This is a genomic window from Pseudomonas lini, from assembly GCF_964063345.1.
GTDB classification, from domain to species: Bacteria; Pseudomonadota; Gammaproteobacteria; order Pseudomonadales; family Pseudomonadaceae; genus Aquipseudomonas; species Aquipseudomonas lini_B.
This window is the reverse complement of the sequence record NZ_OZ061318.1, coordinates 3,148,961-3,175,723: the sequence shown is the minus strand read 5'-3', so window position 1 is coordinate 3,175,723 and position 26,763 is coordinate 3,148,961. Positions and strand designations below refer to the sequence as shown.

General features: G+C 59.1%; 24 protein-coding genes. 12 read left to right on the top strand and 12 right to left on the bottom strand.

Annotated elements, in window-relative coordinates; translation table 11 throughout:
* Positions 1 to 20 precede the first annotated feature (20 nt).
* From AB3226_RS14510 to AB3226_RS14470, 9 genes are all read left to right on the top strand, one after another.
* A complete protein-coding gene (locus AB3226_RS14510) occupies positions 21 to 1,328 on the top strand; it encodes a CitMHS family transporter (protein WP_367373527.1) in 1,308 nt (435 codons plus the stop codon).
* An 84-nt stretch (positions 1,329 to 1,412) separates the two neighbouring features.
* Positions 1,413 to 2,180: a TerC family protein gene (locus tag AB3226_RS14505; RefSeq protein ID WP_367373526.1), complete on the top strand. Its 768-nt coding sequence runs from the start codon at positions 1,413 to 1,415 to the stop codon at positions 2,178 to 2,180.
* Between the two features lie 349 nt (positions 2,181 to 2,529).
* Entirely contained in the window at positions 2,530 to 4,188 is a 1,659-nt protein-coding gene (locus AB3226_RS14500; RefSeq protein ID WP_367373525.1) for a Na/Pi cotransporter family protein, read from the top strand.
* A gap of 56 nt (positions 4,189 to 4,244) precedes the next feature.
* Positions 4,245 to 5,624, top strand: a complete 1,380-nt coding sequence (locus tag AB3226_RS14495) for a M16 family metallopeptidase (RefSeq protein WP_367373524.1) — start codon at positions 4,245 to 4,247, stop codon at positions 5,622 to 5,624.
* 238 nt (positions 5,625 to 5,862) lie between these two features.
* Positions 5,863 to 6,891 carry a DUF5924 family protein gene (locus tag AB3226_RS14490; protein WP_367373523.1) on the top strand — a complete coding sequence of 343 codons (1,029 nt, stop codon included), beginning with the start codon at positions 5,863 to 5,865 and terminating at the stop codon, positions 6,889 to 6,891.
* Positions 6,892 to 6,945: 54 nt separating this feature from the next.
* Complete coding sequence (locus AB3226_RS14485; RefSeq protein ID WP_367373522.1) at positions 6,946 to 8,094, top strand: MlaE family lipid ABC transporter permease subunit; 1,149 nt, start codon at positions 6,946 to 6,948, stop codon at positions 8,092 to 8,094.
* Complete coding sequence (locus tag AB3226_RS14480; RefSeq protein WP_367373521.1) at positions 8,091 to 8,894, top strand: ABC transporter ATP-binding protein; 804 nt, start codon at positions 8,091 to 8,093, stop codon at positions 8,892 to 8,894. Before AB3226_RS14485 ends, AB3226_RS14480 begins: the two co-directional genes overlap by 4 nt.
* A 1-nt stretch (position 8,895) precedes the next feature.
* On the top strand, positions 8,896 to 9,834 hold the full coding sequence (locus AB3226_RS14475) for an MlaD family protein (protein WP_367373520.1): 939 nt from the start codon (positions 8,896 to 8,898) through the stop codon (positions 9,832 to 9,834).
* Positions 9,831 to 10,457 (top strand): ABC-type transport auxiliary lipoprotein family protein, encoded by a 627-nt coding sequence (locus AB3226_RS14470; protein WP_367373519.1) that lies wholly within the window; start codon positions 9,831 to 9,833, stop codon positions 10,455 to 10,457. Before AB3226_RS14475 ends, AB3226_RS14470 begins: the two co-directional genes overlap by 4 nt.
* Positions 10,458 to 10,574: 117 nt before the next feature.
* On the opposite strand, the gene AB3226_RS14465 is transcribed toward AB3226_RS14470, so the two are convergent.
* From AB3226_RS14465 to AB3226_RS14445, 5 genes are all read right to left on the bottom strand, one after another.
* Entirely contained in the window at positions 10,575 to 11,804 is a 1,230-nt protein-coding gene (locus AB3226_RS14465) for a nucleoside recognition domain-containing protein (RefSeq protein WP_367373518.1), read from the bottom strand.
* Positions 11,805 to 12,036: 232 nt separating this feature from the next.
* Positions 12,037 to 13,368, bottom strand: a complete 1,332-nt coding sequence (gene gltP / locus AB3226_RS14460; protein WP_367373517.1) for a glutamate/aspartate:proton symporter GltP — start codon at positions 13,366 to 13,368, stop codon at positions 12,037 to 12,039.
* Between the two features lie 685 nt (positions 13,369 to 14,053).
* Positions 14,054 to 14,518, bottom strand: coding sequence for an inhibitor of vertebrate lysozyme family protein (locus tag AB3226_RS14455; RefSeq protein WP_367373516.1), 465 nt, complete (start codon positions 14,516 to 14,518; stop codon positions 14,054 to 14,056).
* A 2-nt stretch (positions 14,519 to 14,520) separates the two neighbouring features.
* Positions 14,521 to 14,685, bottom strand: a complete 165-nt coding sequence (locus AB3226_RS14450) for a DUF1328 domain-containing protein (RefSeq protein WP_003177151.1) — start codon at positions 14,683 to 14,685, stop codon at positions 14,521 to 14,523.
* Positions 14,686 to 14,767: 82 nt separating this feature from the next.
* On the bottom strand, positions 14,768 to 15,052 hold the full coding sequence (locus tag AB3226_RS14445; RefSeq protein ID WP_367373515.1) for a hypothetical protein: 285 nt from the start codon (positions 15,050 to 15,052) through the stop codon (positions 14,768 to 14,770).
* A 442-nt stretch (positions 15,053 to 15,494) separates the two neighbouring features.
* Between AB3226_RS14445 and algB the strand changes: the two genes are divergently transcribed.
* Entirely contained in the window at positions 15,495 to 16,841 is a 1,347-nt protein-coding gene (algB, locus tag AB3226_RS14440; RefSeq protein WP_367373514.1) for a sigma-54-dependent response regulator transcription factor AlgB, read from the top strand.
* Positions 16,842 to 16,851: 10 nt separating this feature from the next.
* Positions 16,852 to 18,642 (top strand): ATP-binding protein, encoded by a 1,791-nt coding sequence (locus tag AB3226_RS14435; protein WP_367373513.1) that lies wholly within the window; start codon positions 16,852 to 16,854, stop codon positions 18,640 to 18,642.
* A gap of 12 nt (positions 18,643 to 18,654) precedes the next feature.
* On the opposite strand, the gene AB3226_RS14430 is transcribed toward AB3226_RS14435, so the two are convergent.
* From AB3226_RS14430 to AB3226_RS14400, 7 genes are all read right to left on the bottom strand, one after another.
* Positions 18,655 to 20,271 carry an EAL domain-containing protein gene (locus AB3226_RS14430; RefSeq protein WP_367373512.1) on the bottom strand — a complete coding sequence of 539 codons (1,617 nt, stop codon included), beginning with the start codon at positions 20,269 to 20,271 and terminating at the stop codon, positions 18,655 to 18,657.
* A 73-nt stretch (positions 20,272 to 20,344) separates the two neighbouring features.
* Positions 20,345 to 21,124: an N-acetylmuramoyl-L-alanine amidase gene (locus tag AB3226_RS14425; RefSeq protein ID WP_367373511.1), complete on the bottom strand. Its 780-nt coding sequence runs from the start codon at positions 21,122 to 21,124 to the stop codon at positions 20,345 to 20,347.
* A gap of 105 nt (positions 21,125 to 21,229) precedes the next feature.
* The gene (locus tag AB3226_RS14420; protein WP_367373510.1) at positions 21,230 to 23,260 is read right to left on the bottom strand and encodes a diguanylate cyclase; all 2,031 of its coding nucleotides are present in this window, start codon (positions 23,258 to 23,260) and stop codon (positions 21,230 to 21,232) included.
* Entirely contained in the window at positions 23,261 to 24,121 is an 861-nt protein-coding gene (locus tag AB3226_RS14415) for an endonuclease/exonuclease/phosphatase family protein (protein ID WP_123500509.1), read from the bottom strand.
* A 14-nt stretch (positions 24,122 to 24,135) separates the two neighbouring features.
* The gene (locus tag AB3226_RS14410) at positions 24,136 to 24,777 is read right to left on the bottom strand and encodes a thiol:disulfide interchange protein DsbA/DsbL (RefSeq protein WP_008007973.1); all 642 of its coding nucleotides are present in this window, start codon (positions 24,775 to 24,777) and stop codon (positions 24,136 to 24,138) included.
* A gap of 197 nt (positions 24,778 to 24,974) precedes the next feature.
* Entirely contained in the window at positions 24,975 to 25,586 is a 612-nt protein-coding gene (locus AB3226_RS14405; protein ID WP_367373509.1) for a cytochrome c, read from the bottom strand.
* Positions 25,587 to 25,632: 46 nt separating this feature from the next.
* Positions 25,633 to 25,923 carry a cytochrome c5 family protein gene (locus AB3226_RS14400; RefSeq protein WP_008156007.1) on the bottom strand — a complete coding sequence of 97 codons (291 nt, stop codon included), beginning with the start codon at positions 25,921 to 25,923 and terminating at the stop codon, positions 25,633 to 25,635.
* A 191-nt stretch (positions 25,924 to 26,114) separates the two neighbouring features.
* Here AB3226_RS14400 and yihA point away from each other — a divergent pair, with 191 nt between their 5' ends.
* On the top strand, positions 26,115 to 26,756 hold the full coding sequence (gene yihA / locus AB3226_RS14395) for a ribosome biogenesis GTP-binding protein YihA/YsxC (protein WP_367373508.1): 642 nt from the start codon (positions 26,115 to 26,117) through the stop codon (positions 26,754 to 26,756).
* The last annotated feature ends 7 nt before the right edge of the window (positions 26,757 to 26,763 follow it).

Below are 26,763 nucleotides of genomic sequence, written 5' to 3'. Positions count from 1 at the left end.
GCTACGCCTGGAGTATTCCTATGCTGACTTTCCTTGGCTTCGCCATGGTCATCACGTTCATGTTCCTGATCATGACCAAGCGCCTGTCCGCGCTGATCGCTCTGATCATCATCCCGATCATTTTCGCCCTGTTCGGCGGTTTCTCGCCGAAGATCGGCCCGATGATGCTCGAAGGCATCACTAAACTCGCGCCGACCGGCGTGATGCTGATGTTCGCCATTCTCTATTTCGCCCTGATGATCGACTCAGGTTTGTTCGACCCGGCTGTGCGCAAGATCCTCAAACTGGTCAAGGGCGACCCGTTGAAAGTTTCGGTCGGTACCGCCGTTCTGGCGCTGATCGTGTCCATGGACGGTGATGGCGCCACCACTTATATGATTTGCGTGGCCGCCATGCTGCCGCTCTACAGCCGCATCGGCATGAGCCCGCGGATCATGGCCGGTCTGATCATCCTCGCTGGTGGCGTGATGAACATGACCCCCTGGGGTGGCCCGACCGCCCGTGCGGCCAGTGCGCTGCACGTGGACCCGTCCGCGATTTTCGTACCGATGATTCCGGCGATGCTGGCCGGTGTGGTGGCGATTCTGGCAATTGCCTACTTCTACGGTAAACGCGAGCGTGCGCGTCTGGGTGAACTGCATCTGGTCGGTGATGAAGTCGATCACAGCGAAATCAGCGTTTCGCAGTTCCCGGACGCCCGTCGTCCAAAGCTGATCTGGTTCAACGGCGCGCTGACTTTGACGCTCATGGGTACCCTGATCGCCGGCCTGTTGCCGCTGCCGGTGCTGTTCATGGTGGCGTTCAGTATCGCGATGATCGTCAACTACCCGTGCCTGCAACAGCAGAAGGATCGCGTTGCGGCCCACGCCGGTAGCGTGTTGGCAGTGGTCGGGTTGATCTTTGCCGCGGGCATCTTCACCGGTATCCTGTCGGGCACCGGCATGGTCGATGCGATGTCGAAAAGCTTGCTGGCGGTCATCCCGGATTTCCTCGGCCCGTACCTGGCCGTGATCACCGCGCTGGTGAGCATGCCGTTCACGTTCTTCATGTCGAACGATGCTTTTTATTACGGCGTGTTACCGGTACTTGCCGAAGCCGCCAGTCATTACGGTATAACCGCGGTAGAAATGGCACGTGCCTCGATCGTCGGTCAGCCCGTCCACTTGCTGAGCCCGCTGGTACCATCGACTTACTTGTTGGTGGCCCTGGCCGGTATCGAATTCGGTGACCATCAGCGGTTCACCTTGAAGTGGGCAGTGCTGGTTTGCCTGTGCATACTGGTCGCTGCATTGCTGATGGGGATTTTTCCGCTGTTCAGCACTCTATAAGCTCAAGACTCACCATGACGGGTCCAGGCTTTGTTGTTGAAGCCCGGGCCCTTCGTGGTTTAACACATCCTCAAAGGAATACACATGGAATGGCTGACCAACCCTGAAATCTGGGTTGCCTTCTTCACCCTGACTGCCCTGGAGATCGTCCTGGGCATCGACAACATCATCATGATTTCGATCCTGGTCAGCCGCATGCCCAAGCACATGCAGGCGCGCACCCGGATCTTCGGCCTGGCGCTGGCCATGATCACGCGGATCCTGTTGCTGCTGTCGATCACCTGGGTCATGCGCCTCACCGCAGACCTGTTCGAAGTGTTCGGCCAGGGTATTTCCGGGCGTGACCTGATCCTGTTCTTCGGTGGTCTGTTCCTGCTGTGGAAGAGCTCGCAAGAGATGTACCACGCGCTGGAAGGTCAAGATGAAGGCGGCGACGAGCCTTCGGGCAAGGGCGGCAATTTCCTGTACACCATCATCCAGATCGCGATCATCGACATCGTGTTCTCGCTGGACTCGGTGATCACCGCGGTGGGCATGGTGTCCCACGTACCGGTCATGGTCGCGGCGATTGTCGTTGCGGTACTAGTGATGATGTGGGCTTCTGGCACCATCAGCGAGTTCATCGACAAGCACCCGTCGCTGAAGATGCTGGCGCTGTCGTTCCTGTTGCTGGTGGGTACCGTGCTGATTGCCGAATCGCTAGACGTGCACTTGCCAAAAGGCTACGTCTACTTCGCGATGGCGTTCTCGTTGGCGGTGGAAGCGATCAACATCAAGATGCGCACCGCAATGATGAAAAAGAAGAAGCAGCAAGACCCAGTGAAACTGCGCAAGGATGTTCCGGGTCAGTAATCGGTCTCAATGGGACCTCTGTGGCGAGGGAGCTTGCTCCCGCTGGGCCGCGAAGCGGCCCTGAAACCAGTCACCGCGATTACGCAGTAAAACCGCGGAAGCCTGTATTGCGGCTGCTTCGCAACCGAACGGGAGCAAGCTCCCTCGCCACAAGAACAAAGGGCCTAACGGCCCTTTGTTCGTTTCTGCAGCAAGCTGTTTTTATGACAGTTTTGTTTCAATCATCTCTTTAGCTATGCGATGCTGGCGTCCAGACCGTTAGCCAACTACAGCTTAAGTACAGAAGTAGAAGAAAAACGCGGCACTACGAACTTGCCCCACTGGGGCGCTACCACCACAGGGGGCCTGCATGCTCACCCTGCTCAATTTGTTATCAGCCGTGGCCCTGTTGATCTGGGGCACGCACATCGTCCGAACCGGCATCCTGCGGGTTTATGGTTCCAACTTGCGCCACGTGATCGCCCATAACATGTCCAGGCGCTGGTTGGCGTTTGCCGCCGGGATAATGGTGACCGCCATGGTCCAGAGCAGCAATGCCACCGCCATGCTTGTCACCTCATTTGTCGGTCAGGGCCTGATGGCGCTGACTCCGGCTCTGGCGACCATGCTCGGTGCCGATGTCGGTACCGCACTGATGGCGCGAGTACTGACCCTCGACTTGTCGTGGCTGTCGCCGTTGCTGATTTTCCTTGGGGTGATTTTCTTTCTGTCGCGCAAGCAGACCCGGGTCGGACAGATGGGACGGGTCAGCATCGGTCTGGGACTGATCATTCTGGCGCTGCAACTGATTGTCGAGGCCGCCGCGCCGATTACTCAGGCGCAAGGGGTGAAGGTCATCTTCGCCTCGCTGACCGGCGACATTCTGCTCGATGCTCTGGTCGGCGCGCTGTTCGCGATGGTTTCCTATTCCAGCCTGGCTGCCGTCCTGCTGACCGCGACCCTCGCCGGTGCCAGCGTGATCAGTTTGCCAGTGGCCATCGGCCTGGTGATCGGTGCCAATATCGGCAGCGGTATTCTTGCTTTCCTCAGTACCAGCATGCAGAACGCGGCCGGCCGTCAGGTGGCGCTCGGCAGCCTGTTGTACAAACTGATTGGCCTGCTGCTGATCATTCCGGTGCTCGACCCATTGGTGCACTGGATCGACAGCCTCGACTTCAGCCCTCAGGAAATGGTCATCGGCTTCCACCTGCTCTACAACACCGCGCGTTGCCTGATCCTGTTGCCCAGCGTCGGGGCGATGGCCAGGCTCTGCGCGTGGTTGTTGCCAGAGCGGCCGGACATCAACGGCACGGCCAAACCGCGGCATCTTGACCCGACTGCACTGGTTACCCCGAGTCTGGCGCTGGCCAACGCTGCTCGGGAAACCCTGCGCATCGGCGATCTGGTCGACAGCATGCTCGAAGCCATGCTCGACGTGCTGCGCGGCAAACAGACCGCCGTCACTCAGGAAATGCGTCGCCTGACCGATGATGTCGAAGCGCTGTACAGCGCCATCAAACTCTATCTGGCGCAAATGCCCCGCGAAGACCTCAGCGAACAGGACAGTCGGCGCTGGGCGGAAACCATCGAGCTGGCGATCAACCTGAAACTGGCCAGTGACCTGATCGAACGCATGCTGCGCAAGGTTCAGCAGCAGAAAACCTCGCAACGCCGGTCTTTTTCCGAGGTCGGTCTGGAGGAGTTGGCGGGGCTGCACAGTCAGCTGATTGCCAACCTGCGTTTGGGGTTGTCAGTGTTCCTTAGTGCCGACCCGGAAAGTGCTCGCCAGTTACTGCGTGAGAAACGTCGCTTTCGCGCACAGGAGCGCCGCCTGGCCCACGCTCATGTCAGCCGTTTAAACCGTAAGATCGTGCAAAGTATCGAGACCAGTTCGCTGCACCTGGAACTTATTGCCGACATGAGACGCTTGAATTCCCTGTTCTGCAGCAGCGCTTATGCGGTGTTGGGCACTTCGGACACCGGCGCTCTGGCGGTCGACGATTTGACTGACATCACTCATTCACCCTGAACGTCCACAGTTGCTTGAAGTCTGTTGAACTTACGCTGGTCGTACGGAAACTCGTTATGCGTTGTCTGTTGTTCGCTTGTCTGTTGCTCGGCTCACTGCCTTCATTTGCCCTGGATCGCTTTCAGGTCGAGGGCTACACGTTGCCCAACGGCCTGCAATTGGTCCTTAAGCCGGGCACCGAGCGCGGGCATGTGGCGATCCGGTTGGTGGTTGGCGTAGGCCTGGATGATTTCAGCTGTGCCGACAAAGAGCTGCCGCATTTGCTCGAACATTTGCTGTTCAGCGGCATCGACGCCACCGGCGAAGGCGGTCTGGAAGAACGCATGCAGGCCCTGGGCGGTGAGTGGAATGCCTACACCAGCAATGCCGACACGACCTTCGTCATCGAAGCCCCGGCGAAAAACCAGCGCAAGGTCCTCGACCTGTTGTTGGCGCTGCTGACCCAGACCCGGATCGACGACAATGCGATCAACGTCGCCAAGCAAGTGGTCGAGCGCGAAGACGGTGGCCATTACTCGCACCTGCAACGCTGGCTGGATCGCCAGGATCTGGGCCACACCGCCAGTAATCAGTTGGCGGTGGAACTGGGCCTCAAATGCCCCGAGCGCGCGCAAGTCGATCACCTGACCCGCGAGCAATTGGAGAAGGTGCGCAAGACCTGGTACGCGCCCAACAACATGACCCTGATCGTGGTTGGAGACCTCGACCGCCTGCTGCCGGCCTATCTGGAACGGGCCTATGGCGCACTCGAGGCGGTTGAGCCGACTGAGCACCGGCCTCTGCCAGACATTCAGGCCAGCGCGGCCCACGAGCGCAATTTGAGTAACGGTTTCGTCGGCGGCGGCGCCAAATTGCATTGGCTAGTGCCAGAACCGGTGCTGGAAGACCAGCACGACGAAACCTTCGACCTGCTCAAGGACTATCTGGACTGGGCGCTCTATCGCCAATTGCGCCTGGCCCATGGGTTGTCCTACGGGCCCTCGGCCGAGCGCGAGGTATTTGGCGGGGTGGGCTTCATGAGCCTGAACGCCGACCTTGATCGCGACGACGTGCTGGCAGCGGAACAGGTGCTGGATGAGCTTCAAGCCGATCTGCTCAAGAACGGCCTCGACGCCGCCACCTTCGCCCGTCTCAAGCAAGCCGCCATCGCTCGCCAGGCCTGGGCCGTGCAAGGCAACAGCGCCCTGGCGGACTATTACTGGAGAGCCCTTGGCGACTACGAGGACGGCCATTTCGTCAACCCGGCCAAGGCGCTGCAAGACGTGACACTGGCCGAGGCGAACAAGGCAATGCGCGAGTTGCTGCTGCAACCGGGGTATCTGCGGATCGAGAAGCCGCTGGTGAGTTATGACCAGGTGATGTGGGCGATTGTCGGGGGATTTGGGTTGATGGTGCTTGGAATATTGGGTTGGCGCGTTCACCGCACAAAGCAATGATTTCCCTGTGGCGAGGGAGCTTGCTCCCGTTGGGCTGCGAAGCGGCCCTGAAAAACGGCACCCCGGTTTATCAGACACACCGCATTCACCGATATTGCGACTGCTGCGCAGCCGAGCGGGAGCAAGCTCCCTCGCCACAGGGTTTTGGGTTCTATCAAAGTGACCGCAAGCCTCGCCACAGGGCCCCTCGGGCGGTACCCTGTCGAGGATTTTTCCCACGACTATTGTGAATCGCCGAATGCCGAATCTGACCCTGTACATACAGCGCATCCTCGAATTGATGAAGCGCTATCCTGGGGTCATTGCGCTTGGTGGTTTCATCTCCGGGGTCGGCAGCTTCATGCTGGTGGATCGCCAACAAGGTCTGGCGACGTGGATCACCACCATCATGCTGGTCAGCTGGGTCTGGCTGATGCTGGAAAACAGCCTCACCAAGCTGTTCGCCAGGGTCTTCAAGCGCGAAATACCCCAGCCACTGCTGCGTTACGCAACGCAGATGATCCATCAGGAAAGCCTGTTCTTCGTCCTGCCGTTCTTTTTGATCACCACCACCTGGAACAGCGGCCAGTTGTTCTTCACGGGATTACTGAGCATGGCGGCGCTGATTTCGATCATCGATCCGCTTTATTACAAATGGCTGGCACCGCGCCGCTGGGCGTTCCTGGCGCTGCACACCCTGACCCTGTTCGCGGCCCTGTTGACCGCCCTGCCCGTCATTTTGCACCTGACCACCGCCCAGAGCTTCAAGCTGGCGCTGGGCATTGCCATGTTGCTGTCATTCCCGAGCCTGGCCTCGATCTTCCCGATTCGCACCGTGCGCAATGCGTTGGCGATCCTCAGCATCACCGTCGGCATTGGCGCCGCCGGTTGGGTGCTGCGTTCCTGGGTGCCACCGGCGACCTTGTGGATGACCGATGTGGCGATCAGCACCCAAATGCAGGACCGCACCCCCGGCAAGAGCCTGGAAGAAGTCAGCGCCGAACAGATTCGCGGAGGTGGGCTGTACGCGTACACCGCGATTAACGCCCCTCGGGGTCTGGCCGAGCGGATTTATCACGTCTGGATGTTCAACGGTAAAGAAGTCGACCGTATCCCGCTGGATATCAACGGGGGGCGCAAGGAAGGCTACCGCGCCTGGACCCACAAGCAGAACTTCCCCGGCAACCCCGCAGGCAAATGGCAGGTCCGGGTGCTGACTGAGGACGGTCAGTTGATTGGCGTGCTGCGCTTCAAGGTGATGGACAGCACACCCGTCAAAGAAAAGTAACGCGGTTCGTGCTATTAGTCAGGTCTGCGCAATAGCCGAACAAGCACGGAGCTTATGACTAGCAGCACAATGCCCGGCAGTGCCCGACTGGACACCTCGCACAGCCCTGCCCTGTTGCGGGTCACGGGTGACTGGACGCTCGCCCATTACGCCGATCTCAGCCGCCTGAGCGAAAAGCTCCGTGGCCAATACGACAACGACACCCACATCGATCTCAATGGCCTCGGCGCGCTCGATACGGCGGGTGCGTCATTGCTGGTGGAGCTGCTGGGGGCCGAGCGTCTGGGCAAATCTGCCGAACACCCCGATTGCACCCTTTCCTCCGCTGATCGCGCCTTATTGCAGACGGTGTACTGCTCACTCACCGATTTCTGCGTGCCGATCAAAGAGCCGGAAATCAGTGTCGGCATTCAACTGCTGACCCGCATCGGCCGCGCAGTCGATGCGGTCTGGCAGGACACGTTGCAACTATTGGGTTTCGTCGGCCTTATCCTGGAAACCATCGCTCGCGGGCTGTTTCGGCCCAAGCGCTGGCGCCTCACGCCGATGGTCGCTCACATCGAACAAACCGGTCTCGACGCCGCGCCCATCGTCGCCTTGCTGACCTTTCTGGTAGGCGCGGTGGTGGCGTTTCTCGGGGCGACGGTGCTGGCGAGTTTTGGCGCGAGTATTTTCACCGTGGACCTGGTGGCGTTCTCTTTTCTGCGGGAGTTCGGCGTGTTGCTCACGGCGATCCTGATGGCCGGCCGCACCGCCAGCGCGTTCACCGCGCAGATCGGTTCGATGAAGGCCAATGAAGAAATCGACGCGATCCGCACCCTCGGCCTCGACCCGATGGAATTGCTGGTAGTACCCCGCGTCCTGGCGTTGCTGGTGGCGTTGCCGATGTTGACCTTTCTGGCGATGTTGTCAGGGATTGTCGGCGGTGGCGTAGTCTGCGCGCTGTCGCTGGATATCTCGCCGGCGATGTTTCTGTCACTGCTGCAATCGGACATCGGCGTTCAGCACTTTCTGGTGGGGATCGTCAAAGCGCCGATTTTTGCGTTCCTGATTGCCGCTATCGGCTGCCTCGAGGGCTTCAAGGTCAGCGGCAGCGCCGAGTCCGTCGGCGCGCACACCACGTCCAGTGTGGTGCAGTCGATTTTCGTGGTGATCGTGCTCGACGCCGTGGCTGCGTTGTTTTTCATGGAGATGGACTGGTGAGTCGTTTACCCCGAGCGCCTTCAGAGGCGGTGATTGAAGTCCGTGGGCTGTGCAATCGCTTCGGCCGCCAGAGCGTGCACGAAAACCTCGACCTGGATTTGTACAAGGGCGAAATCCTTGCCGTTGTCGGCGGTTCCGGCAGCGGTAAATCGGTGCTGCTGCGCAGCATTGTCGGCCTGCGTCAGCCCAGCGAAGGGCTGGTGAAGGTCTTCGGCAAGAACTTGCCAAGCCTGTCGGAACACGAGCGCTCGCTGGTCGAACGGCGGTTCGGAGTGTTGTTTCAGAAAGGTGCCTTGTTCTCTTCGCTCACCGTGACCGAGAACGTCGCCCTGCCTCTGATTGAACACGCCGGCCTGAGCCGTGCCGACGCCGAGCATCTGGCGGCAGTGAAAATGGCGTTGGCCGGGTTGCCGTTATCGGCGGCCGACAAATACCCTGCTTCATTGTCCGGCGGCATGATCAAACGCGCGGCCCTGGCCCGTGCCTTGGCCCTGGACCCGGACATCCTGTTTCTCGACGAACCCACCGCCGGTCTAGACCCGATTGGCGCCGCGAGCTTCGATCAACTGATCCTGACCCTGCGCGATGCCTTGGGGCTGAGTGTGTTTCTGGTGACCCACGACCTCGACACGCTCTACACCATCACCGACCGGGTGGCAGTGCTGGCGCAGAAGAAAGTGCTGGTCGCGGACGCCATCGACAAGGTGTCGGAAACCGATGATGCGTGGATTCACGAATACTTCCATGGCCCTCGCGGCCGCGCGGCGCTGACGGCCGCTAACCAGCTCAAGGAGGTCTGACATGGAAACCCGAGCCCATCACGTATTGATCGGCCTGTTCACCGTCATAGTGGTGGCAGGCGCCCTGCTCTTCGGTCTGTGGCTGGCCAAGTCCAGCGTCGATACCGAATTCAAGGATTACGAAATTGTCTTCAACGAGGCGGTCAGCGGTTTGTCCAAGGGCAGCGCGGTGCAGTACAGCGGGATCAAGGTCGGCGACGTGGTGATGCTGCGCCTGGACCCGAACGATCCGCGCCGGGTGTTAGCGCGGATTCGCCTGGGCGGAGACACTCCAATCAAAGAAGACACCCAAGCCAAACTGGCGCTGACCGGGATCACCGGGACCTCGATCATCCAGCTCAGCGGTGGCACGCCGCAAAGTCCGACGCTCAAGGGCAAGGACGGCAATTTGCCGACAATCGTTGCATCGCCCTCGCCCATTGCCCGGTTGATGAATGACAGTAACGATCTGATGGAGGGCGTGAACGTGTTGATGCACAACGCCAATCAGTTGTTTTCCTCGGAGAACGTCGCGCGTATCAGCAGCACCCTGGAGCACCTGGAGCAAACCACCGGCACCATCGCCGACCAGCGCGGCGACATTCGTCAGGCGATGCAGCAACTGGCTTCGGTCGGCAAGCAGGCCAGCGCCACCCTGGAACAGACCACCGCGTTGATGCGCAACGCCAACGGCCTGCTCAACGATCAGGGCAAGCAGATGTTCGGCAGTGCCGGGCAAGCGATGAAGTCCCTGGAACAAAGCAGCGCGACCATCAACACGTTGCTCTCCGCCAATCAGGATTCCCTCAACAACGGCATGCAGGGCCTCAATGGCCTGGCACCGGCGGTGCGCGAGCTGCGCGATACCTTGAGTTCGCTGCGAACCATTTCCCAGCGGCTTGAGGCCAACCCCAGCGGTTACCTGCTGGGCAGTGACAAAAACAAGGAGTTCACGCCATGAAGCTGGCTCATCTCGCCCTCCTCGCCGGTTTTGCGTTGATCGCTTCCTGTTCGATTTTCCCCAAGACCGAGCCGTCCGATGTCTATCGACTGCCATCGGCGCAGCGCGACGTATCGGCCCAACACGGCACACCGCAGCGCTGGTCATTGCGGCTGGCCAAGCCTCAGACCAGCGAAGCCTTGAACAACCCGAAAATTGCCGTAATCCCTCAAGGTGACCTGATCAGCAGCTACAAGGCTTCACGCTGGAGCGACCCGGCACCGGTGCTGTTGCGCAATCGTCTGCTCGATGGTTTCCAGCGTGACGGTCGCGTGCCGTTGCTCAGCACCGATGACAGTAATTTCCAGGCGGACCTGGAGCTGGGCGGTAACCTGCAAGCGTTCCAGACCGAGTACCAAGGCACGGCGGCGAGCGTGGTCGTGCGCCTGGATGCGTTGTTGGTACGTGGGTATGACCAGCGAATCCTCGCCAGCCGACGCTTTGAAGTGCGTCAGCCGTTAAGCGATGTGAAGGTGTCGGCGGTGGTGACCGGTTTTGGCCAGGCCAGCGATCAATTGACGGCGCAGGTGGTGGCTTGGACGGTGGAGCAAGGTCAGAAGGTTGCCCCGCCGCTGAGGCCTTGAAGCCACCACTGAACCCCTGTGGGAGCGGGCTTGCCCGCGATGAGGCCGGAGCATTCAACATCTGTGTTAAGGGTTAGACCGTCATCGCGGGCAAGCCCGCTCCCACAGGATTCTCGGTCAGCCGAAAAACCAGTAACAAACCCCGATCGCGCCAAGAACACCCGCCAACTCCGCCAGCAACGCACACCCCACTGCATGCCGCGCGCGCTGGATGCCCACCGCGCCAAAGTACACCGCCAACACATAGAAGGTCGTTTCGGTACTGCCCTGAATCGTCGCCGCCACCAGCGCCGGGAAGCTATCTACCCCGGAGGTCTTCATGGTTTCAATCAGCATTGCCCGTGCGGCGCTGCCGGAGAAGGGTTTGACCATGGCCGTCGGCAGCGCATCGACGAAGCGCGTGTCCCAACCGGCCCACTCTACCAGATGACGAATCCCGTCCAGACCGAAGTCCAGTGCCCCGGATGCTCGCAGCACGCCCACGGCACAGAGCATCGCCACCAGATACGGCAGCAGGTTCTTGGCCACGTCGAAGCCTTCTTTCGCGCCTTCGATGAACGCCTCGTAGACCTTCACTTTGCGTAATGCGCCGATCACCAGAAACAGCATGATCAGCCCGAACAGCGTCAGGTTGCCGAGGATCGATGACAGGCTCGCCAGCGCGGTCGCCGAGAGCGTCGCCAGCAGCGCCATGAAGGCGCCGAGGGCCAGGGCACCGGGAATCAGGTAGGCGAGCACCACCGGGTCCCACAGGCGCAGACGCTGCATGAATGCCACCGACAACAGACCGACCAGGGTCGAACAACTGGTCGCGAGCAGGATCGGCAGGAACACCAGGGTCGGATCGGGCGCCCCTTGCTGGGCGCGGTACATGAAAATCGTCACCGGCAGCAGGGTCAGGGAGGAGGCGTTGAGTACCAGGAAGAGGATCTGCGCGTTGCTGGCGATGGTGTCGCTGGGGTTGAGCTCTTGCAGCGCCTTCATGGCTTTGAGGCCGATCGGCGTGGCGGCGTTGTCCAGGCCCAGGCCATTGGCGGCGAAGTTGAGTGTGATCAGGCCGATGGCCGGGTGCCCCGGCGGCACTTCCGGCATCAGGCGCAAGAACAGCGGGCCCAGCGCCTTGGCCAGCCATTCGACGATCCCGGCCTTTTCGGCGATCCGCAGAAAACCGAGCCAGAGGGTGAGGGTGCCGAACAACAGGACCATGACCTCGACCGACAATTTGGCCATGGCGAAAATGCTCTCCACCATCGCCGCAAAGATCCCGGCGTTACCGCCGATCAGCCACTGCGCGAGCGCCGATACGGCTGCCACGATGAAGAAGCCAAGCCACAGGCCATTAAGCATCAGTCAAATCCCCCGGAAGATGCGGCGAATGATAGCGGGGTAGTCAGAAACGACAAACCCCGGATTTCTCCGGGGTTTGTTTGGCACCGCTAGCGGGGAACCAATGTGGGAGCGAACTGTGGCGAGGGAGCTTGCTCCCGCTGGGTCGCGAAGCGGCCCCAAAAAGGACTGCTGCGCAGTCCAACGGGAGCAAGCTCCCTCGCCACAGAGGCCGCTCCCACAGGGTTATGCGTCAGTTGCTGGAAATTTCGCCAACCGGCAGCTTTTCCTTGCTGCGCCAGTGCGGCAGGGAGTTCCAGTAGCGCTGGCCCTTGGCGTCGTCGTACATGCCTTCCCAACGCGAGATGACCAGCACGGCCAAGGCGTTGCCGATTACGTTCAGTGCGGTACGGGCCATGTCCATGATGCGGTCGACACCGGCGATGAACGCCAAGCCTTCCAGCGGAATGCCGACGCTGCCCAAAGTAGCCAGCAGTACCACGAAGGACACACCCGGTACGCCGGCGATGCCTTTGGAGGTGACCATCAGCGTCAGTACCAACAGCAATTGCTGGCTGATGGACAGGTCGATGCCGTAGAGCTGGGCAATGAAGATCGCCGCGATGCTCTGGTACAGGGTCGAACCGTCGAGGTTGAACGAATAGCCGGTCGGCACCACGAAGCTGCAAATGGCTTTCGGCGCGCCGTAGGCTTCCATCTTCTCGATCACGCGCGGCAGCACGGTTTCGGAACTGGCGGTGGAGTAGGCCAGGACCAGCTCATCCTTGAAGATGCGCATCAGCTTGATCACCGAGAAGCCGAACAGGCGAGCGATCAGGCCCAGCACCACGAAGGCGAAGAAGGCGACGGCGAAGTAAACCAGAACGACCAGTTTGGCCAGCGGCAGCAGGGAGGCGAAGCCGAAGTTGGCCACGGTCACCGCGATCAATGCGAACACGCCGATCGGGGCGTAATTCATGATCATGTGGGTGACTTTGAACATGCTTTCCGACACGCCCTGGAACATCTTCACCAGCGGATCGCGCAGGTCCGATTGCAGGCTCGACAGACCGAGGCCGAACAACACGGAGAAGAAGATGATCGGCAACATCTCGCCGCGCGCCATGGCCGCAAAGATGTTCGACGGGATCAGGTTGAGGATGGTCTGCACGAACGCGTGTTCATGCTGAACCTCGGCGGCAGTGGCCTGGTACTTGGAGATATCCACCGTACCCAGGGTGCTCATGTCGATGCCGCTGCCCGGATGGACCACGTTGGCCAGCACCAGACCGACCAGAATGGCGATGGTGGTGACGATCTCGAAGTAAAGAATGGTCTTCAGACCAATACGCCCGAGTTTTTTCGCGTCCCCTACGCCAGCGATACCGACGATCAGCGAGGAGATCACGATCGGGATCACGATCATCTTGATCAGACGGATAAAGATATCGCCTGCCGGTTGCAGAATATTGGTGATCCACCAGGCTTTTTCGGCACTGAAATGGTTGAGCACTGCACCAATTGCTATCCCCAGAACCAGACCGATCAGGATCTGCCAGGCGAGGCTAAGCTTTGCCTTCTTCATATCTTTACCCTTACTTGCATTTGACTCAGACCGATGCAAGAACTGAAACGCTCAATGGCGAACAAGTCTTGCACCGGCCCCCGTATAAGGTTCCCGCGAGCGAGCATTTACAGCTCTCAGGCAGCGAAAAAGGCGCAACTATTCCGATGCGGCGAAGCGCCGTCTAATGCCGTAAACGCCTACCCTATGCCGAATCGGCATGAGATTTTCTATCGGAAGTCCGCGTCCCAAGCGGTTCGAAGGCGACATTTCGGCGGGCATAAGTGCCGTGAGGCGGCCATTTCAGCGCAGGTGGATGTTTTTTAAACAGACGCAAATTTGGGAAAAAGCCTACGTTGGGCTGCGAATTCTCTTTCAGCGGAAGTCGGAGCTTTCTCGATATACGGTCACGAAGAAACACCGCGAAACGGTTTGGCGGGGAATATGCAGCAAAAACAGATGAGCTGAATGCTCTAGATCAACGTTTTGCACGTTGAAGCTCTCCGCAAGTCCGTCGAGCCGCTTTGGCCCCGGCGAACTTGCGTCGCAGCTTTACCTGACCCGGCCCGTGAGCAGGTACTCCCTGTACCCGTAGGTCACTCCGACCCTGAAACAGTCAGAACGTCCCGACCCCTTGGTCATGCGTCTACCGTCCTCGGGTAGCGCAGTGGAAAGAAGCGCGGTGGCCTCTTTCGTGTTTCGAAACTCAGTACCAATTCGGATCTTTCTTCAGTTGTTCCATCAATAACTTCTGCATGCCTTCGTCCGGCTTGCCGAGGAAGCGGTAGTCGGCGTGTCGTGTGGGCGACTTGTCGGCCGGCAGGCCTGCTGGCACTTCGACGAGCATGGCGTAGGCATCTTTCTTGTCGAAACTGAACGCCACGATCAGGCGCTTGTTCAGACACGTCTGCCGGGTTTCGCAGAGCGGCCCGACTACATACTTGTCGCCATCCTCTTCGACAGCATTCATTTGCTCGGCATCGCCGGACAGGTTCATCACCCATTCCGGCAGGCGTTCTTCTTTCTTCACAACGCCTTGCCAGGTTTCACGGTACTGCGGGTCGGCAGTGAGCAATTCATTGGCCCGCATCTGGCCATCATTCGCCGCGATTGCCATGGCACTGCCGCCCAGAAGCAGGGCGGCAGCCACTGTCTTTAACGAAATGCGCATGTTCAGCCTCTACCGCGGCGGCCAAAGAAGAAGGAAGCAATGAACATCACCAGGAATACGACAAAAAGAATCTTGGCGATACCCGTGGCGGTGCCCGCGATACCACCAAAGCCCAGTACTGCAGCGATGATGGCAATGATCAAGAATGTGATTGCCCAACTCAACATGGTGATTCTCCTTACGCGTTCTGTTTAAAGGTGTTGCTGGTGGTGCTTTTCCCGGCGCGTCGAGCGCGCCAAGTTCGTTTGCTTAAAACACCCAACGTTCCTGAGGCGTCTCTTCCACAGGCTGGGCCTGGTCGACATCCATCATTCGCATCGAGTCGCTGTCAGCCAGGCTGCTGCTGACGGCGCTGAAGTGGGTTTGGGGAGTGTGTGGAATCGACAGGTGCGGCGTCTCTGGCTGCTGACTCTGTTCCCAACGCAAGTACTGTTGGCCGCCAATCAAGGTGATCAATAGCGCCAGCAGGGCAAACAAACCTTGCTGGAGGTGCAATGGCGAGAGACGCAATTGGGCGGCACCTTGGCGATTCATCCTGAAGTTCCTCCCACGCTGGGGTAGTGATCTTTGGTGGGCGCTGGTTCATTAAATGCCCTGGTTACCCAGACTCCTGCAGCCTGCATGCCACCTTTTTGTTGGTATTAATTCGTTATAAATCAATACGTTGGATGATTTGTGAAAATCGTTCTGAACGCATCCTGCACGATGGCCCTTCTGAGGTCGTGCGTAATGCACGATGGACTCGCGAATACTTTCAATATTTTTGGAATTGAGGGAAGGGCGCAGATGTCAGAAAGGGACGCAGGCAATCACCGAAGAACGGTTTATTAATAAAAAATTAAATAAATCAGATGGTTATCTTGTTGATAAGTAGATAGCTCCGCTGATTTGGCTGAAATCGACCACAATCAATCATGCAACTTGCCCGATTTTTTCTGGGCCTAACCAAAATCAACAATTAAAGGAGCGCAGGAACATGGAATCAGCCACTGAGCATCAAGGCCGCATTCTGCTGGTGGATGATGAATCCGCCATCCTTCGAACCTTTCGCTATTGCCTCGAAGACGAAGGCTACAGCGTGGCCACCGCGACCAGCGCTGCTCAGGCCGAAGCCTTGTTGCAGCGCCAGGTTTTCGATCTGTGCTTCCTCGATTTGCGCCTGGGTGAAGACAATGGGCTCGATGTGCTGGCCCAAATGCGCATCCAGGCACCCTGGATGCGGGTGGTGATCGTTACTGCTCACTCGGCCGTGGACACTGCCGTGGATGCGATTCAGGCCGGTGCTGCCGACTATCTGGTCAAACCTTGCAGCCCCGACCAGTTGCGTCTGGCCACTGCCAAACAGCTGGAAGTTCGGCAACTCTCGGCGCGCCTGGAAGCCCTCGAAGGTGAAGTGCGCAAACCCAAGGAGGGCCTGGATTCCCACAGTCCGGCCATGAAAGTGGTGCTCGAAACCGCACGCCAGGTTGCCAGTACCGACGCCAACATCCTGATTCTCGGCGAATCCGGCACCGGTAAAGGTGAACTGTCCCAGGCGATTCACGGCTGGAGCAAACGCCAGAAGAAATCTTGCGTCACCATTAACTGCCCATCCCTGACAGCAGAGTTGATGGACAGCGAGCTTTTCGGCCACAGCCGGGGCGCCTTTACCGGTGCCAGCGAAAGTACTTTGGGTCGCGTCAACCAGGCCGACGGCGGAACGTTGTTTCTCGACGAGATCGGCGATTTTCCCCTGGCATTGCAGCCAAAATTGCTGCGTTTCATTCAAGACAAGGAATACGAACGCGTGGGCGACCCGGTAACCCGTCGCGCTGACGTGCGAATCCTCGCAGCCACTAACCTCAACCTGGAAGACATGGTTCGCGATGGTCGTTTTCGTGAAGACTTGCTCTATCGCCTGAACGTCATCACCTTGCACCTGCCGCCGCTTCGCGAGCGCAGGGAAGACATTCTGAACCTTGCAGACCGCTTCCTGGCGCGCTTCGTCAAGGAATACTCGCGTCCGGCCCGGTGTTTCAGCGACGAGGCCCGCGAAGCGCTGCTCAGCTACCGCTGGCCGGGCAACATTCGCGAGCTGCGCAACGTGGTGGAGCGCGCGAGCATTATTTGTCCGCAGGAGCGGGTAGAACTCAGCCACTTGGGCATGGCTGAGGCCCCGGCCAACCACACGCCGCGCATTGGTGCTGCGTTGAGCCTGGATGAGTTGGAGAAAGCTCACATTGGCGCGGTCCTCGCCACGGCCGACACACTGGATCAGGCGGCCAAGACCTTGGGTATCGATGCCTCGACCCTGTACCGCAAACGCAAGCAGTACAACCTGTGAGTCGTAATCGATGAAACTGGCGATGACGTTGCGCACCCGGCTGTTTCTGAGTATTTCCGCACTGATTACCGTGGCGCTGCTTGGGCTCTTGCTCGGGCTGGTCAGTGTGATGCAGATGGCAGGGACTCAGGAAGCGCTGATCCGTGACAACTTCGTCACGCTGGATCTGGGATTGAAGCTGCGTCAGAGCCTGGGTGATCAGCTGATTATCGTGCTTGGTCAGAACCCTGACCCTGCGGAGTTCGAGGCCTCCAGGCAGCATTCCCTCGAATTGCTTGACCAAGGCATTGCTCGCGAGCCGTCCAGCGAGGGAGCCCCGTATGGTTTCAGAAAGGCCAAGGCTGATTATCAGAGCTTACTGCAGGCCTTTGATCTTTCCCGCGTTCCGGTACAGGTAGTCAGTGATGACGGGGATCTCACGGAAAAATTCAATGCCTTGCGAAACGGTTTGATCTCTGAACAGAAGCGCGCGCTGGAAAACATCACTGAGATCGAACGCAAGGCCCGAGAGCGGGCACTGTTAATTGCCGGTCTGCTTGGATTGGTCGGGGTGGCGGTGTTGTTTATCGGGTTCATTACCGCCCATGCGATCGCCCGGAGGTTCGGGGCTCCGATCGAGGCTCTGGTGCAGGCAGCTGACAACATCGGCCAGGGCAATTTCGAAGTGACCCTGCCGATTTCTTCCGCAGTGGAACTGAACCAGTTGACCCGGCGGTTCGGAATCATGGCCGAGGCCTTGCGTGAGCACCAGGCGACCAATATCGACGAGCTGCTCGCCGGCCAGCAACGTTTGCAAGCGGTGCTCGACAGCATCGACGACGGTTTGCTGATTATCGATCGTCAAGGTCATCTCGAGCACCTCAACCCGGTGGCTCAGCGCCAGCTAGGCTGGGACACCGAGCGTCTCGGCCAAGGGCTGGGCACAGCGCTTGGGCGTCCCGAACTGGATGAACAGCTGCAGTTGGTGTTGCGCGGCGGCACTCTGGAGCAGGCGCCGGACGACCTGAGTATCGAGGTCGATGGCGAGTCGCGATTGCTGACGTATAGCCTGACGCCGGTCAGCCATACCGAAGGTCATATTCTCGGCGCCGTGATGGTGTTGCACGACGTCACCGAACAGCGTGCTTTCGAAAGGGTACGCAGCGAATTTGTCTTGCGCGCCTCCCATGAGTTGCGCACACCAGTTACCGGCATGCACATGGCATTCGGCCTGTTCCGCGAGCGGACGCATTTTGCCGCAGACTCCCGCGAAGCCGACCTGCTGGACACCGTCAACGAAGAAATGCAGCGCCTGATGCAGTTGATCAACGACCTGCTGAATTTCTCTCGCTATCAAAACGGCCTGCAAAAACTCACGCTGGCACCGTGCTCCATCGAAGACTTGCTGGATCAGGCCCAGATACGCTTTGCCGGCTCGGCGCAGGAGAAGGGCATTGAGCTGCTGGTGGAAGTGCAGGGACCATTACCGCGGCTACAAGCCGATCAGGCGCAACTGGAGCGGGTGCTCGACAACCTGATCGACAACGCCTTGCGCCATACCTCTCATGACGGACTGATCCGTTTGCAGGCCCGGCGCCATGGGGAGCGGATGATTATCAGTGTCGAGGACAATGGCGAAGGCATTGCCTACGGCCAGCAGGGACGGATCTTCGAGCCCTTTGTTCAGGTCGGCCGCAAAAAGGGCGGTGCCGGGCTTGGTCTGGCGCTGTGCAAGGAAATCGTGCAGCTGCACGGCGGGCGGATGGGTGTCTATTCGCGGCCGGGGCAGGGGACGCAGTTCTACATGGCACTGGCGATATAAACCGGAGCCCTCTCAGGCTTCGTCGTCCAGGCGTCGCGTGCTCAGTCGGCGGCCACGGGTAATCAGTTCGATGAACTGCACGGCGCTCAGTGCGTGGGCGAACAACCAACCCTGGCCAAACTTTACCCCTTCGCTGCTCAGAAACACCGCTTGGGCTTCATGTTCGATGCCTTCTGCAATCACCTTGAGTTGCAGGGCCTGAGCCATGCGAATGATGTGCGGTGCCACGCCGCTGCTGGCGGCATCATGGCCCAGTGCGTCGATAAACGCCTTGTCGATTTTCAGGCAGTCCACCGGTAGGGTTTGCAGGTAGGCGAGGCTGCAATAACCGGTGCCAAAGTCGTCGATCAGCACCTGATGCCCGACATCCCGCAGGGCTTGCAGGTTTTCTCTGGCCACCACCACATCGACCAATCCGCGTTCGGTCACCTCAAAAGCAATCTGCCTGGCCGCCACCCGATGCACACTCAGCAGACGGGCCATCACCTGACCGATACGCGGCACCATGACATCGCAGGCCGCCAGGTTGACCGAGATGTACAGCTGCGGATTGGACCGCAACAGTTGGCCGAGCTGTTCCAGCAGGCGCTGCAATACGAAGTCGGTCATCTGGCGGATCTGGCCGGTATTCTCCGCCATCGGAATGAACAGGTCGGGGCTGGTCAGCGTGCCGTCCGGTCTTCGCCAGCGCAGTAGGGCTTCGGCACCGACGCAGTTGCGGCTGTCGAGGTCGAAGATCGGTTGATACAACACCTGTAGCTCGCCTCGCCGCATGGCGCCTTGCAGTTCGGCATCCAGCGACTGACGCTGGCGTACCAGCAAAAACACCAGAATCCCTACACAGGCACTCAGCGCCAGGCTGGCCGGCAGTAGCCACCACCATACCGCCGGTACATGCATTCCTGTGCGTGGGGTGATCAGTACCAGTTGGTATTCGGGGGTGTTAGTGGGCATTCGGTAAATCAGGCGGGTATGGGTGACTTGCAGCGCATCGGGGCTTTTCGGGGGCCAGGGTTCCGCGGGGGGCCAGGGCTGCGCGACACCGAGTACCGGAATCGCCCGGGTGCCGTGGTCAAGCACCACCAACAGGCTGCTCCCCGCAGACAGATCGACCATGTCGGTCAAATGTCCGCGCGACGTCGCCACCCGGAAATTGCCACGCCCAAGCATCAGTGCGGCGCGGTTCTCATCAGGTTCGGTGGTGGTGTTCAGCCAATAGCTGTAGGTGGGGCCCTTGATGTCCGGCGGTCGGATCAGCGATACCCCTTCCTGGCGGGGGCGGTTGGAGCAGGTTCGCGAAGTGTCCATATAAGCGGCTTCATAAACGAAGCGGTAATTGAAACTGACCTGCTGCAGGGTGGCGATCATTTCGTCATCGCAGCCTCGCAGCGGCTGGGCTTCCAAGTCATCGAGGCTTTCGCGCAACTGCCCGAACAGCTGTTCCAGGCGGACCAGAAAGCGTTCTCCCTGGGCGTTCATTTCCTGGCTTTCGTTGTGCTCGACTTGATTCATCGCCACGAACAAACTGCCGACTGTCAGAAGCGTTGCGCTCAAGGCAGTAGCCAGCATCGCCAAAAACCAAGGGCGATAGAACCAGCTATGCAGTCTCTCCCGAGCAGCAGGCATCATGGAATATCCGAAGGATTACCAATGAGTTATAGCTGCTGATTTGGAAAAAGCGCTGACCGTCGGGCGGGCGTCATTATTTTGTCTGATTCAACACCTGAAGAATCGCCGCGGTTTGTGCGTCCGGTGTACCGTCGAAACGGGAAGGGCGAAAATGCAGCTGAAAGGCTGCCAGTACATTGCGTGTCTCTACATCCAGTTCGCCGGTTTGCGGCGTGGCATAGCCTACGCGGGCAAGCTGTCCCTGAAACCAACTGATGCTTGGCAGTTGCACGGCGAACTGCGCTTGCTGCCGCGCCACGGCCTGCTCGTTCGGCCAGATCCCCAAGCCTTCGGCAGCCAGGCGCTTCCAGGGAAACAGCGGGCCGGGGTCGAGCTTGCGCATCGGTGCGATGTCGCTATGACCAATGATATGGCGAGGGCTGATCCCTTGGCGCTTACTGATGTCCTTGAGCAGGAAGATCATCGACTGAATCTGGGCTTCGCTGTAGGGATACCAGAGACGCCCGTTCGGGGTGTCCTCAAAGCCCTGATTAACGATCTCGATACCAATGGAACTGGAGTTCAGCCAGGTCCGGCCTTGCCATTCGCTTTCGCCAGCGTGCCAGGCCCGGAAATTTTCATCCATCAGCTTATAAATAGTGGCGCGCTTGTCGTCGCTAATCAGGTAATGGCTGCTGACCTCGCCATGGGTCAGCAATTGCAGCGAGGTCTCCAGGGATGCGGAGGTGTAATGCATCACCACGAACTGGATACGACTGTCGTGATTGGCCGAAGGGTGGCTGGTATCAATTCGGGGGCCGCTGGCACAACCGGCTAATAGAAGCAGCGACGCAATAAGAACAAGACATTTCATGGCGGGAGGCAGTACACGCAAGACAATAATGCAACAGTGTAACGGTATTGCCTTGCGCGCAGATGGCAAAAAATGCTGTTTTAAACAAAATGGAACAATTGGCAGTCAGCCCAGTTCTACTCGATTCCGGCCATTATTTTTCGCCCGATATAGCGCCTGATCGGCTCTTTTAAGTACCAGATCGCTATGTTCGCCCGATCTGAAGGCGGTCAGCCCCATGGAAATGGTGATGGTGACTCGCTCGCCCTTGAAGTGGAACGGGCAGGCTTCGATTGATGCGCGCAAGGTTTCCAGAAGTTTCGCGCCCACAGCCGGCACTGTGGCAGGCATCAACAGTACAAACTCCTCACCACCGAACCTGGCAATAAAATCAGTCCCGCGCAGACGCTTACGTAGCACGCTGGCGATGATTTTCAGCACCTTGTCACCCGCCAGATGGCCATAGTTGTCATTGATGCGTTTGAAATGGTCGAGGTCGAGCATTGCCAGCAACAGGGTATTGCCATGTTGTTGCCATTGACCGATTTCATGCTCCAGGCGCTCGCTCCAGGCTGCTCGATTCGGCAGGCAGGTCAACGGATCGATCAAGGCCTTCTGGCGCTGCTCTTCGAGATGCTCGCGGTAGCCCAGGGCTTCCTGCTCCATGTGGGCAACCCTTTCGGCCAGGCTTTGCAGGCGGGCAGCTACTTCCTGTTCACGCTCGTCGCGCTGCTTTTGGTGTTGGTCCATGGTGCCGAGCAGGCCTTCGAGATGGTTTTCCAGCACATGCTTGAGATCATCAAGGTCTGCCGCTTCCTGCATGCTGTTTTGCAAGCCGTCGACTTGCTCGCGAATCTGCGTGTCCATCTCCCGCGCAGCCGAGCGGTTGTCGGCGTGGCCGTCGCTCGCCGCTTGCAGATTGCTCTGGAATGACTCAAGGCGTTCGTTGAGTTGCTGCAAATACGCTTCGAATTCGTGCTGGCCACTGTCGGTGATCGCCAGCATTAACGTTGCAAGATCATCGAGGATCGGTAGCAACTCGTACCAGTTCAAGCCATTTTGAAGGCGATCGCGCATCGCCTCGGCTTGCGGACGATGGCGCTCGGGCAACGCCAAGTCATCGAGAAGGCCCAGCAGCGTGTCTTCGATGTGCTTGGCGACGGAGCTGTAGGACGGCTCAGGCGAGTCTGGCAGGGCATACAGAATATCGTGCTCGGACGGCTCTGGGTCGATGGCCATCGGGGTCAGTTCATCAGGATTGATTGCCGATGGAGCCTGAGTAGCCGGTAGGGCGATCGATGGAACCGGCTCTTGTGGTTGCTCGACATTCGGTCGGGTTTGTAACTCCGGGATCTGGCTGCTCGTAGCTTCGGGCTCAAGGACGGGCGGGACAAACGCCACGACTTCAGCCGCAGGCGCCATTGATGTTGGCGCCTGAATTTGCGCTGGCTCAGGGTGCGCGGCGGCGGGCAGGGCGGTTTCTATGGTTGGCAACACCACTTGCGGCTTATCGATGGCTGGCGTGAGATTGGCCATCGGTTGTGGGGACTCGGCCGATGCTGCAACCGGTTCGACAGGTTGCGGAGCAGGCATTTGCGATTCGGGGACAGCGACCTGTTGCGCGGTCTCTTCCGTTTCCCTACCGAACAACCGCTGCAGGAAACCCGGTCGATCAGGTTCGGCAGGGTTCTCCAGCAGGTTCAAGGCTTTGCCCTGCAAGCCGCTCAGTTCGCTGAGCAGCAACGGGATTTCGCGAGCCTGACTTACGCGTCCGTCCAGTTGTTTGGCGAATTGTTTCAGCGGCCGGCTCACTTCCCTGGGCAGCGGCAACGCTTGCAGCTGAGAGACCAGCGACGTCAGGGCGGCACTGACTTGATCGACCCGGGTTTCCCGGCGCTGCTCGGAGTCGAGCACGGCTTTTTCCAGGCGCGGCAGCAAGGCAGCCAGGCCGGCGTCCATGTCATCGGTGCGGACGACTTCGCGCATTTCCTTCATGCATTGGTCAACGGCGCGATCGGTACCTTCTGCGGCCAGGGTGCTGCGCACCAGCCCGCGACGCAGCAGGTCGAGCCGGGCGTCCCATCGACGTTCCAGCTTTTCCTGTTGTTCGATGCTTTTGAGGTATTTCTCTTTCCAGCGCTGTGCTTCGTCGCTCATTCAGGCAGGACTCAACGCGGGCAATGCATCGGCCGTGAGCGAACCCGGCAGACGAATCTCTACCGCGACCGGCAGGTGATCGGAAATGGGTTGTGCCAGCACTTCGACCTTTTCAAGGGTCAGGGTAGGGCTGAGCAGAATATGGTCCAGGCAACGCTGTGGGCGCCAGCTGGGGAAGGTCGCTTCCAGTTGCGGCGCGAGCAGGCCTAAATCACGCAACGGGGAGTTTTGCAGCAAGTCACTGGCATGGGTGTTCATGTCGCCCATCAGCACCTGGTGTTTATAACCGCCGATCAACTCGCGGATGTAAGCCAGTTGCAGGCTTCGGGCGCGAGCGCCCAGCGCCAGATGCATCATCACCACCACGAGCGCCTCCGGACCTTCGCCGAAGCGCACCAGAATGGCCCCGCGACCCTTGGGCCCCGGCAGCGGATGATCTTCAATCGCCCACGGGCGCAGGCGGCTGAGCACGCCATTGCTGTGCTGGCCGAGATGACCGAGATTGCGATTGAGTTGTTGATACCAATAGGGGAAGGCGCCGAGCTGCGCCAGGTGTTCGACCTGATTGACGTAGCCTGATCGCAGGCTGCCGCCATCGGCTTCCTGCAAGGCGACCAGATCGAAGTCGCCCAGCAGATTACCGATTTTTTGCAGATTGTCGGCACGCCCGGTGTGCGGCAACAGATGCTGCCAGCCGCGGGTCAGATAGTGCCGGTAGCGCTCGGTACTGATACCGACCTGGATATTGAAACTGAGCAAACGCAGACGGCTGTCCACGGGCAACCCCGTCGATTCCAGGTGATGCTCGTTGACCCGCGGATGATGCAGGCCAACGATGCGTTCAGTTCCCCAGCGGCGCATGGCAGGTGCCGCGCTTAGTTGGCGACGGCCTTGGTTGCCGCTCGCTCTTTGGCTACCAGTTGGTCGGCCAGTTTCAGCGCTTGTTCGGCACCGCCGGCAGAGCCGATGTCAAAGCGATACTTGCCGTTGACGATCATGGTAGGCACGCCGGTGATTTCATATTTCTTTGCAAGTTCTTTGGCCTTGTTGATCTGGCCCTTGATGGCGAAGGAGTCGAAGGTGGCCAGGAACTTGTCCTTGTCTACACCTTGGGTTGCCAGGAAGTCCGCCATGTCTTCTTTGTCAGTCAGTTTCTTGTGTTCTTTCTGAATCGCTTCGAAAACTGCGGCGTGAACCTTGCTTTCGACGCCCATGGCTTCGAGGGTCAGGAACATCTGGCCGTGTGCGTCCCAAGGGCCGCCAAACATGGCCGGGATGCGCACGAAGTTCACGTCGGAAGGCAGCTTTTCAACCCATGGGTTAATGACGGGTTCGAAGGCATAGCAATGCGGGCAGCCGTACCAGAACAGCTCCACGACTTCGATTTTGCCAGGCGCGGCCACCGGGACCGGATTGCTCAGCTCGACATAGGGCGCTTCAGGTTTTTCGGCGGCTTGGGCGGTCATGCCGAACAGGCTGGCAGCGACGAGTGCGGCGCTGATGATCAGATTACGCATGCTTTACTCCTGGACAATTGGGTCGCCTCGCGCGACCTGTTTTCAGACAGATCCTGGCGGGCTTGAGTTTGTAGTGTAACGGCAGCGGCCACAAAAAAGGGCAGCCAAAGCCACCCTTTTTATGTTTGCATCGACGGATTAATCGAGTGTTAACGTTGCAAGAGATGTACATCACTCGCAACGCTCGATCGCAGGCCTTAGTGCAAGCCTTGAATATAGCTGGAGACGGCGGCGATATCTTCGTCGCTCAGCTTTTTAGCGATGCTCTGCATCGGTTTGGTATCGCCGTCGTTGGTCCGGCCACCTTCTTCTTTTCTGAAGTCGGTCAGTTGCTTGCCAACGTACTGAGCATGTTGGCCACCCAGATGCGGGAAGCCGGCAGCAGCGTTGCCCTTGCCATCTGGAGAGTGGCAGCCGGTGCAGGCTGGCAGCCCTTTGGCCAGGTCGCCACCACGGAACAGTGCTTCACCGCGAGCCACGACTTTCGGGTCGGCGGCGCCAACGCTGCCTTTCTGGCTGGCGAACCAGGCGGAGATATCAGCCAGGTCCTGATCGTTCAGGTTGGTCAGCAGGCCGGTCATTTCCAGTACCGTGCGTTTGCCGGACTTGATGTCGTGCAGCTGCTTGTTCAGATAACGCTCGCCCTGACCTGCCAGTTTCGGAAAGTTTGGCGCCATGCTATTGCCATCCGGGCCATGACAGGCGCCACATACTGCGGCTTTCGCCTGACCAGCAGTCGCATCACCTGCAGCATGGGCAATGCCGGAGATCCCCACGGTCAACAGCAGACTCACGATCAATTTGTTCATCAGCTAATCCAACTACGGCTAAGGGTTAAAGAGTTATGGGCCGGGATCACTCGCTCATCCACTGGATGATTGCTTGGTAATCCTCGGCACTGCAGTCCATGCACAAACCACGCGGCGGCATCGCCTTGAAACCCTGGGTCACGTGTTGCACCAGCGTCTCCATACCTTTCGCCAACCTCGGCGTCCAAGCTTCCTGATCGCCCTTTTTGGGCGCCATGGGTAGTTGGCCGGAATGACAGGCACCACAAACACGGTTGTACACAGCTTCCGGATCCTGTGTAGCCTGAGCGCTGTAAAGCGGCATCAAGACACCGGCAGCTAGCAGCCATTTCGTCATAAAACGACCTTTTCAGGGTTGAGAGCGTGCTGCGTTCTAGTGCGCAATCAAGGTCAATCGCTCTCGTGAACTTCATCCTACGCTGGGACAAAGCGCACACAAAATCTGCGGCATTATATACTGGCGTCACTGAAACGGAAACGACACAGCTTGCCGCGTCCATTCCCGGCGCCGCCCACATCGGAAATCCCATGCAACTCAAGAACCCCATCCTCGGCCTGTGCCAACAGTCCACCTTCATGCTCAGCGCCGCCAAAGTCGATCAATGCCCCGACGACGAAGGCTTTGAAGTGGCCTTCGCCGGGCGTTCCAACGCCGGCAAGTCCAGCGCGTTGAACACCCTGACACACGCCAGCCTGGCGCGGACCTCGAAAACTCCGGGTCGCACGCAGCTGTTGAACTTCTTCAAGCTAGACGATGAACGCCGTCTGGTCGACCTGCCGGGTTACGGTTACGCGAAAGTACCGATCCCGTTGAAGCTGCACTGGCAGCGTCACCTGGAAGCCTATCTGGGTGGTCGCGAGAGTTTGAAAGGTTTGATTCTGATGATGGACATCCGTCATCCAATGACCGATTTCGACCTGCTGATGCTCGATTGGGCCATGGCCAGTGGCATGCCGATGCATATTTTGCTGACCAAGGCAGACAAGCTGACCTACGGCGCGGCGAAAAACGCGCTGCTCAAGGTTCAGGCGGAAATCCGCAAGGGCTGGGGCGATACGATCACTATCCAGCTGTTTTCGGCACCCAAACGCATGGGTCTGGAAGACGCCTACACTGTATTGGCGGGCTGGATGGAGCTGGCGGACAAGGGCAGCGAGACTGCCGAGTAAAGCTCTC

What these genes read in the sequence shown, in the direction of transcription:
- AB3226_RS14510 (WP_367373527.1), top strand. Translation starts at nt 21, where the DNA reads ATGCTGACTTTCCTTGGCTTCGCCATGGTCATCACGTTCATGTTCCTG.
- AB3226_RS14505 (WP_367373526.1), top strand. Translation starts at nt 1,413, where the DNA reads ATGGAATGGCTGACCAACCCTGAAATCTGGGTTGCCTTCTTCACCCTG.
- AB3226_RS14500 (WP_367373525.1), top strand. Translation starts at nt 2,530, where the DNA reads ATGCTCACCCTGCTCAATTTGTTATCAGCCGTGGCCCTGTTGATCTGG.
- AB3226_RS14495 (WP_367373524.1), top strand. Translation starts at nt 4,245, where the DNA reads ATGCGTTGTCTGTTGTTCGCTTGTCTGTTGCTCGGCTCACTGCCTTCA.
- AB3226_RS14490 (WP_367373523.1), top strand. Translation starts at nt 5,863, where the DNA reads ATGCCGAATCTGACCCTGTACATACAGCGCATCCTCGAATTGATGAAG.
- AB3226_RS14485 (WP_367373522.1), top strand. Translation starts at nt 6,946, where the DNA reads ATGACTAGCAGCACAATGCCCGGCAGTGCCCGACTGGACACCTCGCAC.
- AB3226_RS14475 (WP_367373520.1), top strand. Translation starts at nt 8,896, where the DNA reads ATGGAAACCCGAGCCCATCACGTATTGATCGGCCTGTTCACCGTCATA.
- AB3226_RS14470 (WP_367373519.1), top strand. Translation starts at nt 9,831, where the DNA reads ATGAAGCTGGCTCATCTCGCCCTCCTCGCCGGTTTTGCGTTGATCGCT.
- AB3226_RS14465 (WP_367373518.1), bottom strand. Translation starts at nt 11,804, where the DNA reads ATGCTTAATGGCCTGTGGCTTGGCTTCTTCATCGTGGCAGCCGTATCG.
- gltP (WP_367373517.1), bottom strand. Translation starts at nt 13,368, where the DNA reads ATGAAGAAGGCAAAGCTTAGCCTCGCCTGGCAGATCCTGATCGGTCTG.
- AB3226_RS14455 (WP_367373516.1), bottom strand. Translation starts at nt 14,518, where the DNA reads ATGCGCATTTCGTTAAAGACAGTGGCTGCCGCCCTGCTTCTGGGCGGC.
- AB3226_RS14450 (WP_003177151.1), bottom strand. Translation starts at nt 14,685, where the DNA reads ATGTTGAGTTGGGCAATCACATTCTTGATCATTGCCATCATCGCTGCA.
- AB3226_RS14445 (WP_367373515.1), bottom strand. Translation starts at nt 15,052, where the DNA reads ATGAATCGCCAAGGTGCCGCCCAATTGCGTCTCTCGCCATTGCACCTC.
- algB (WP_367373514.1), top strand. Translation starts at nt 15,495, where the DNA reads ATGGAATCAGCCACTGAGCATCAAGGCCGCATTCTGCTGGTGGATGAT.
- AB3226_RS14435 (WP_367373513.1), top strand. Translation starts at nt 16,852, where the DNA reads ATGAAACTGGCGATGACGTTGCGCACCCGGCTGTTTCTGAGTATTTCC.
- AB3226_RS14430 (WP_367373512.1), bottom strand. Translation starts at nt 20,271, where the DNA reads ATGATGCCTGCTGCTCGGGAGAGACTGCATAGCTGGTTCTATCGCCCT.
- AB3226_RS14425 (WP_367373511.1), bottom strand. Translation starts at nt 21,124, where the DNA reads ATGAAATGTCTTGTTCTTATTGCGTCGCTGCTTCTATTAGCCGGTTGT.
- AB3226_RS14420 (WP_367373510.1), bottom strand. Translation starts at nt 23,260, where the DNA reads ATGAGCGACGAAGCACAGCGCTGGAAAGAGAAATACCTCAAAAGCATC.
- AB3226_RS14415 (WP_123500509.1), bottom strand. Translation starts at nt 24,121, where the DNA reads ATGCGCCGCTGGGGAACTGAACGCATCGTTGGCCTGCATCATCCGCGG.
- AB3226_RS14410 (WP_008007973.1), bottom strand. Translation starts at nt 24,777, where the DNA reads ATGCGTAATCTGATCATCAGCGCCGCACTCGTCGCTGCCAGCCTGTTC.
- AB3226_RS14405 (WP_367373509.1), bottom strand. Translation starts at nt 25,586, where the DNA reads ATGAACAAATTGATCGTGAGTCTGCTGTTGACCGTGGGGATCTCCGGC.
- AB3226_RS14400 (WP_008156007.1), bottom strand. Translation starts at nt 25,923, where the DNA reads ATGACGAAATGGCTGCTAGCTGCCGGTGTCTTGATGCCGCTTTACAGC.
- yihA (WP_367373508.1), top strand. Translation starts at nt 26,115, where the DNA reads ATGCAACTCAAGAACCCCATCCTCGGCCTGTGCCAACAGTCCACCTTC.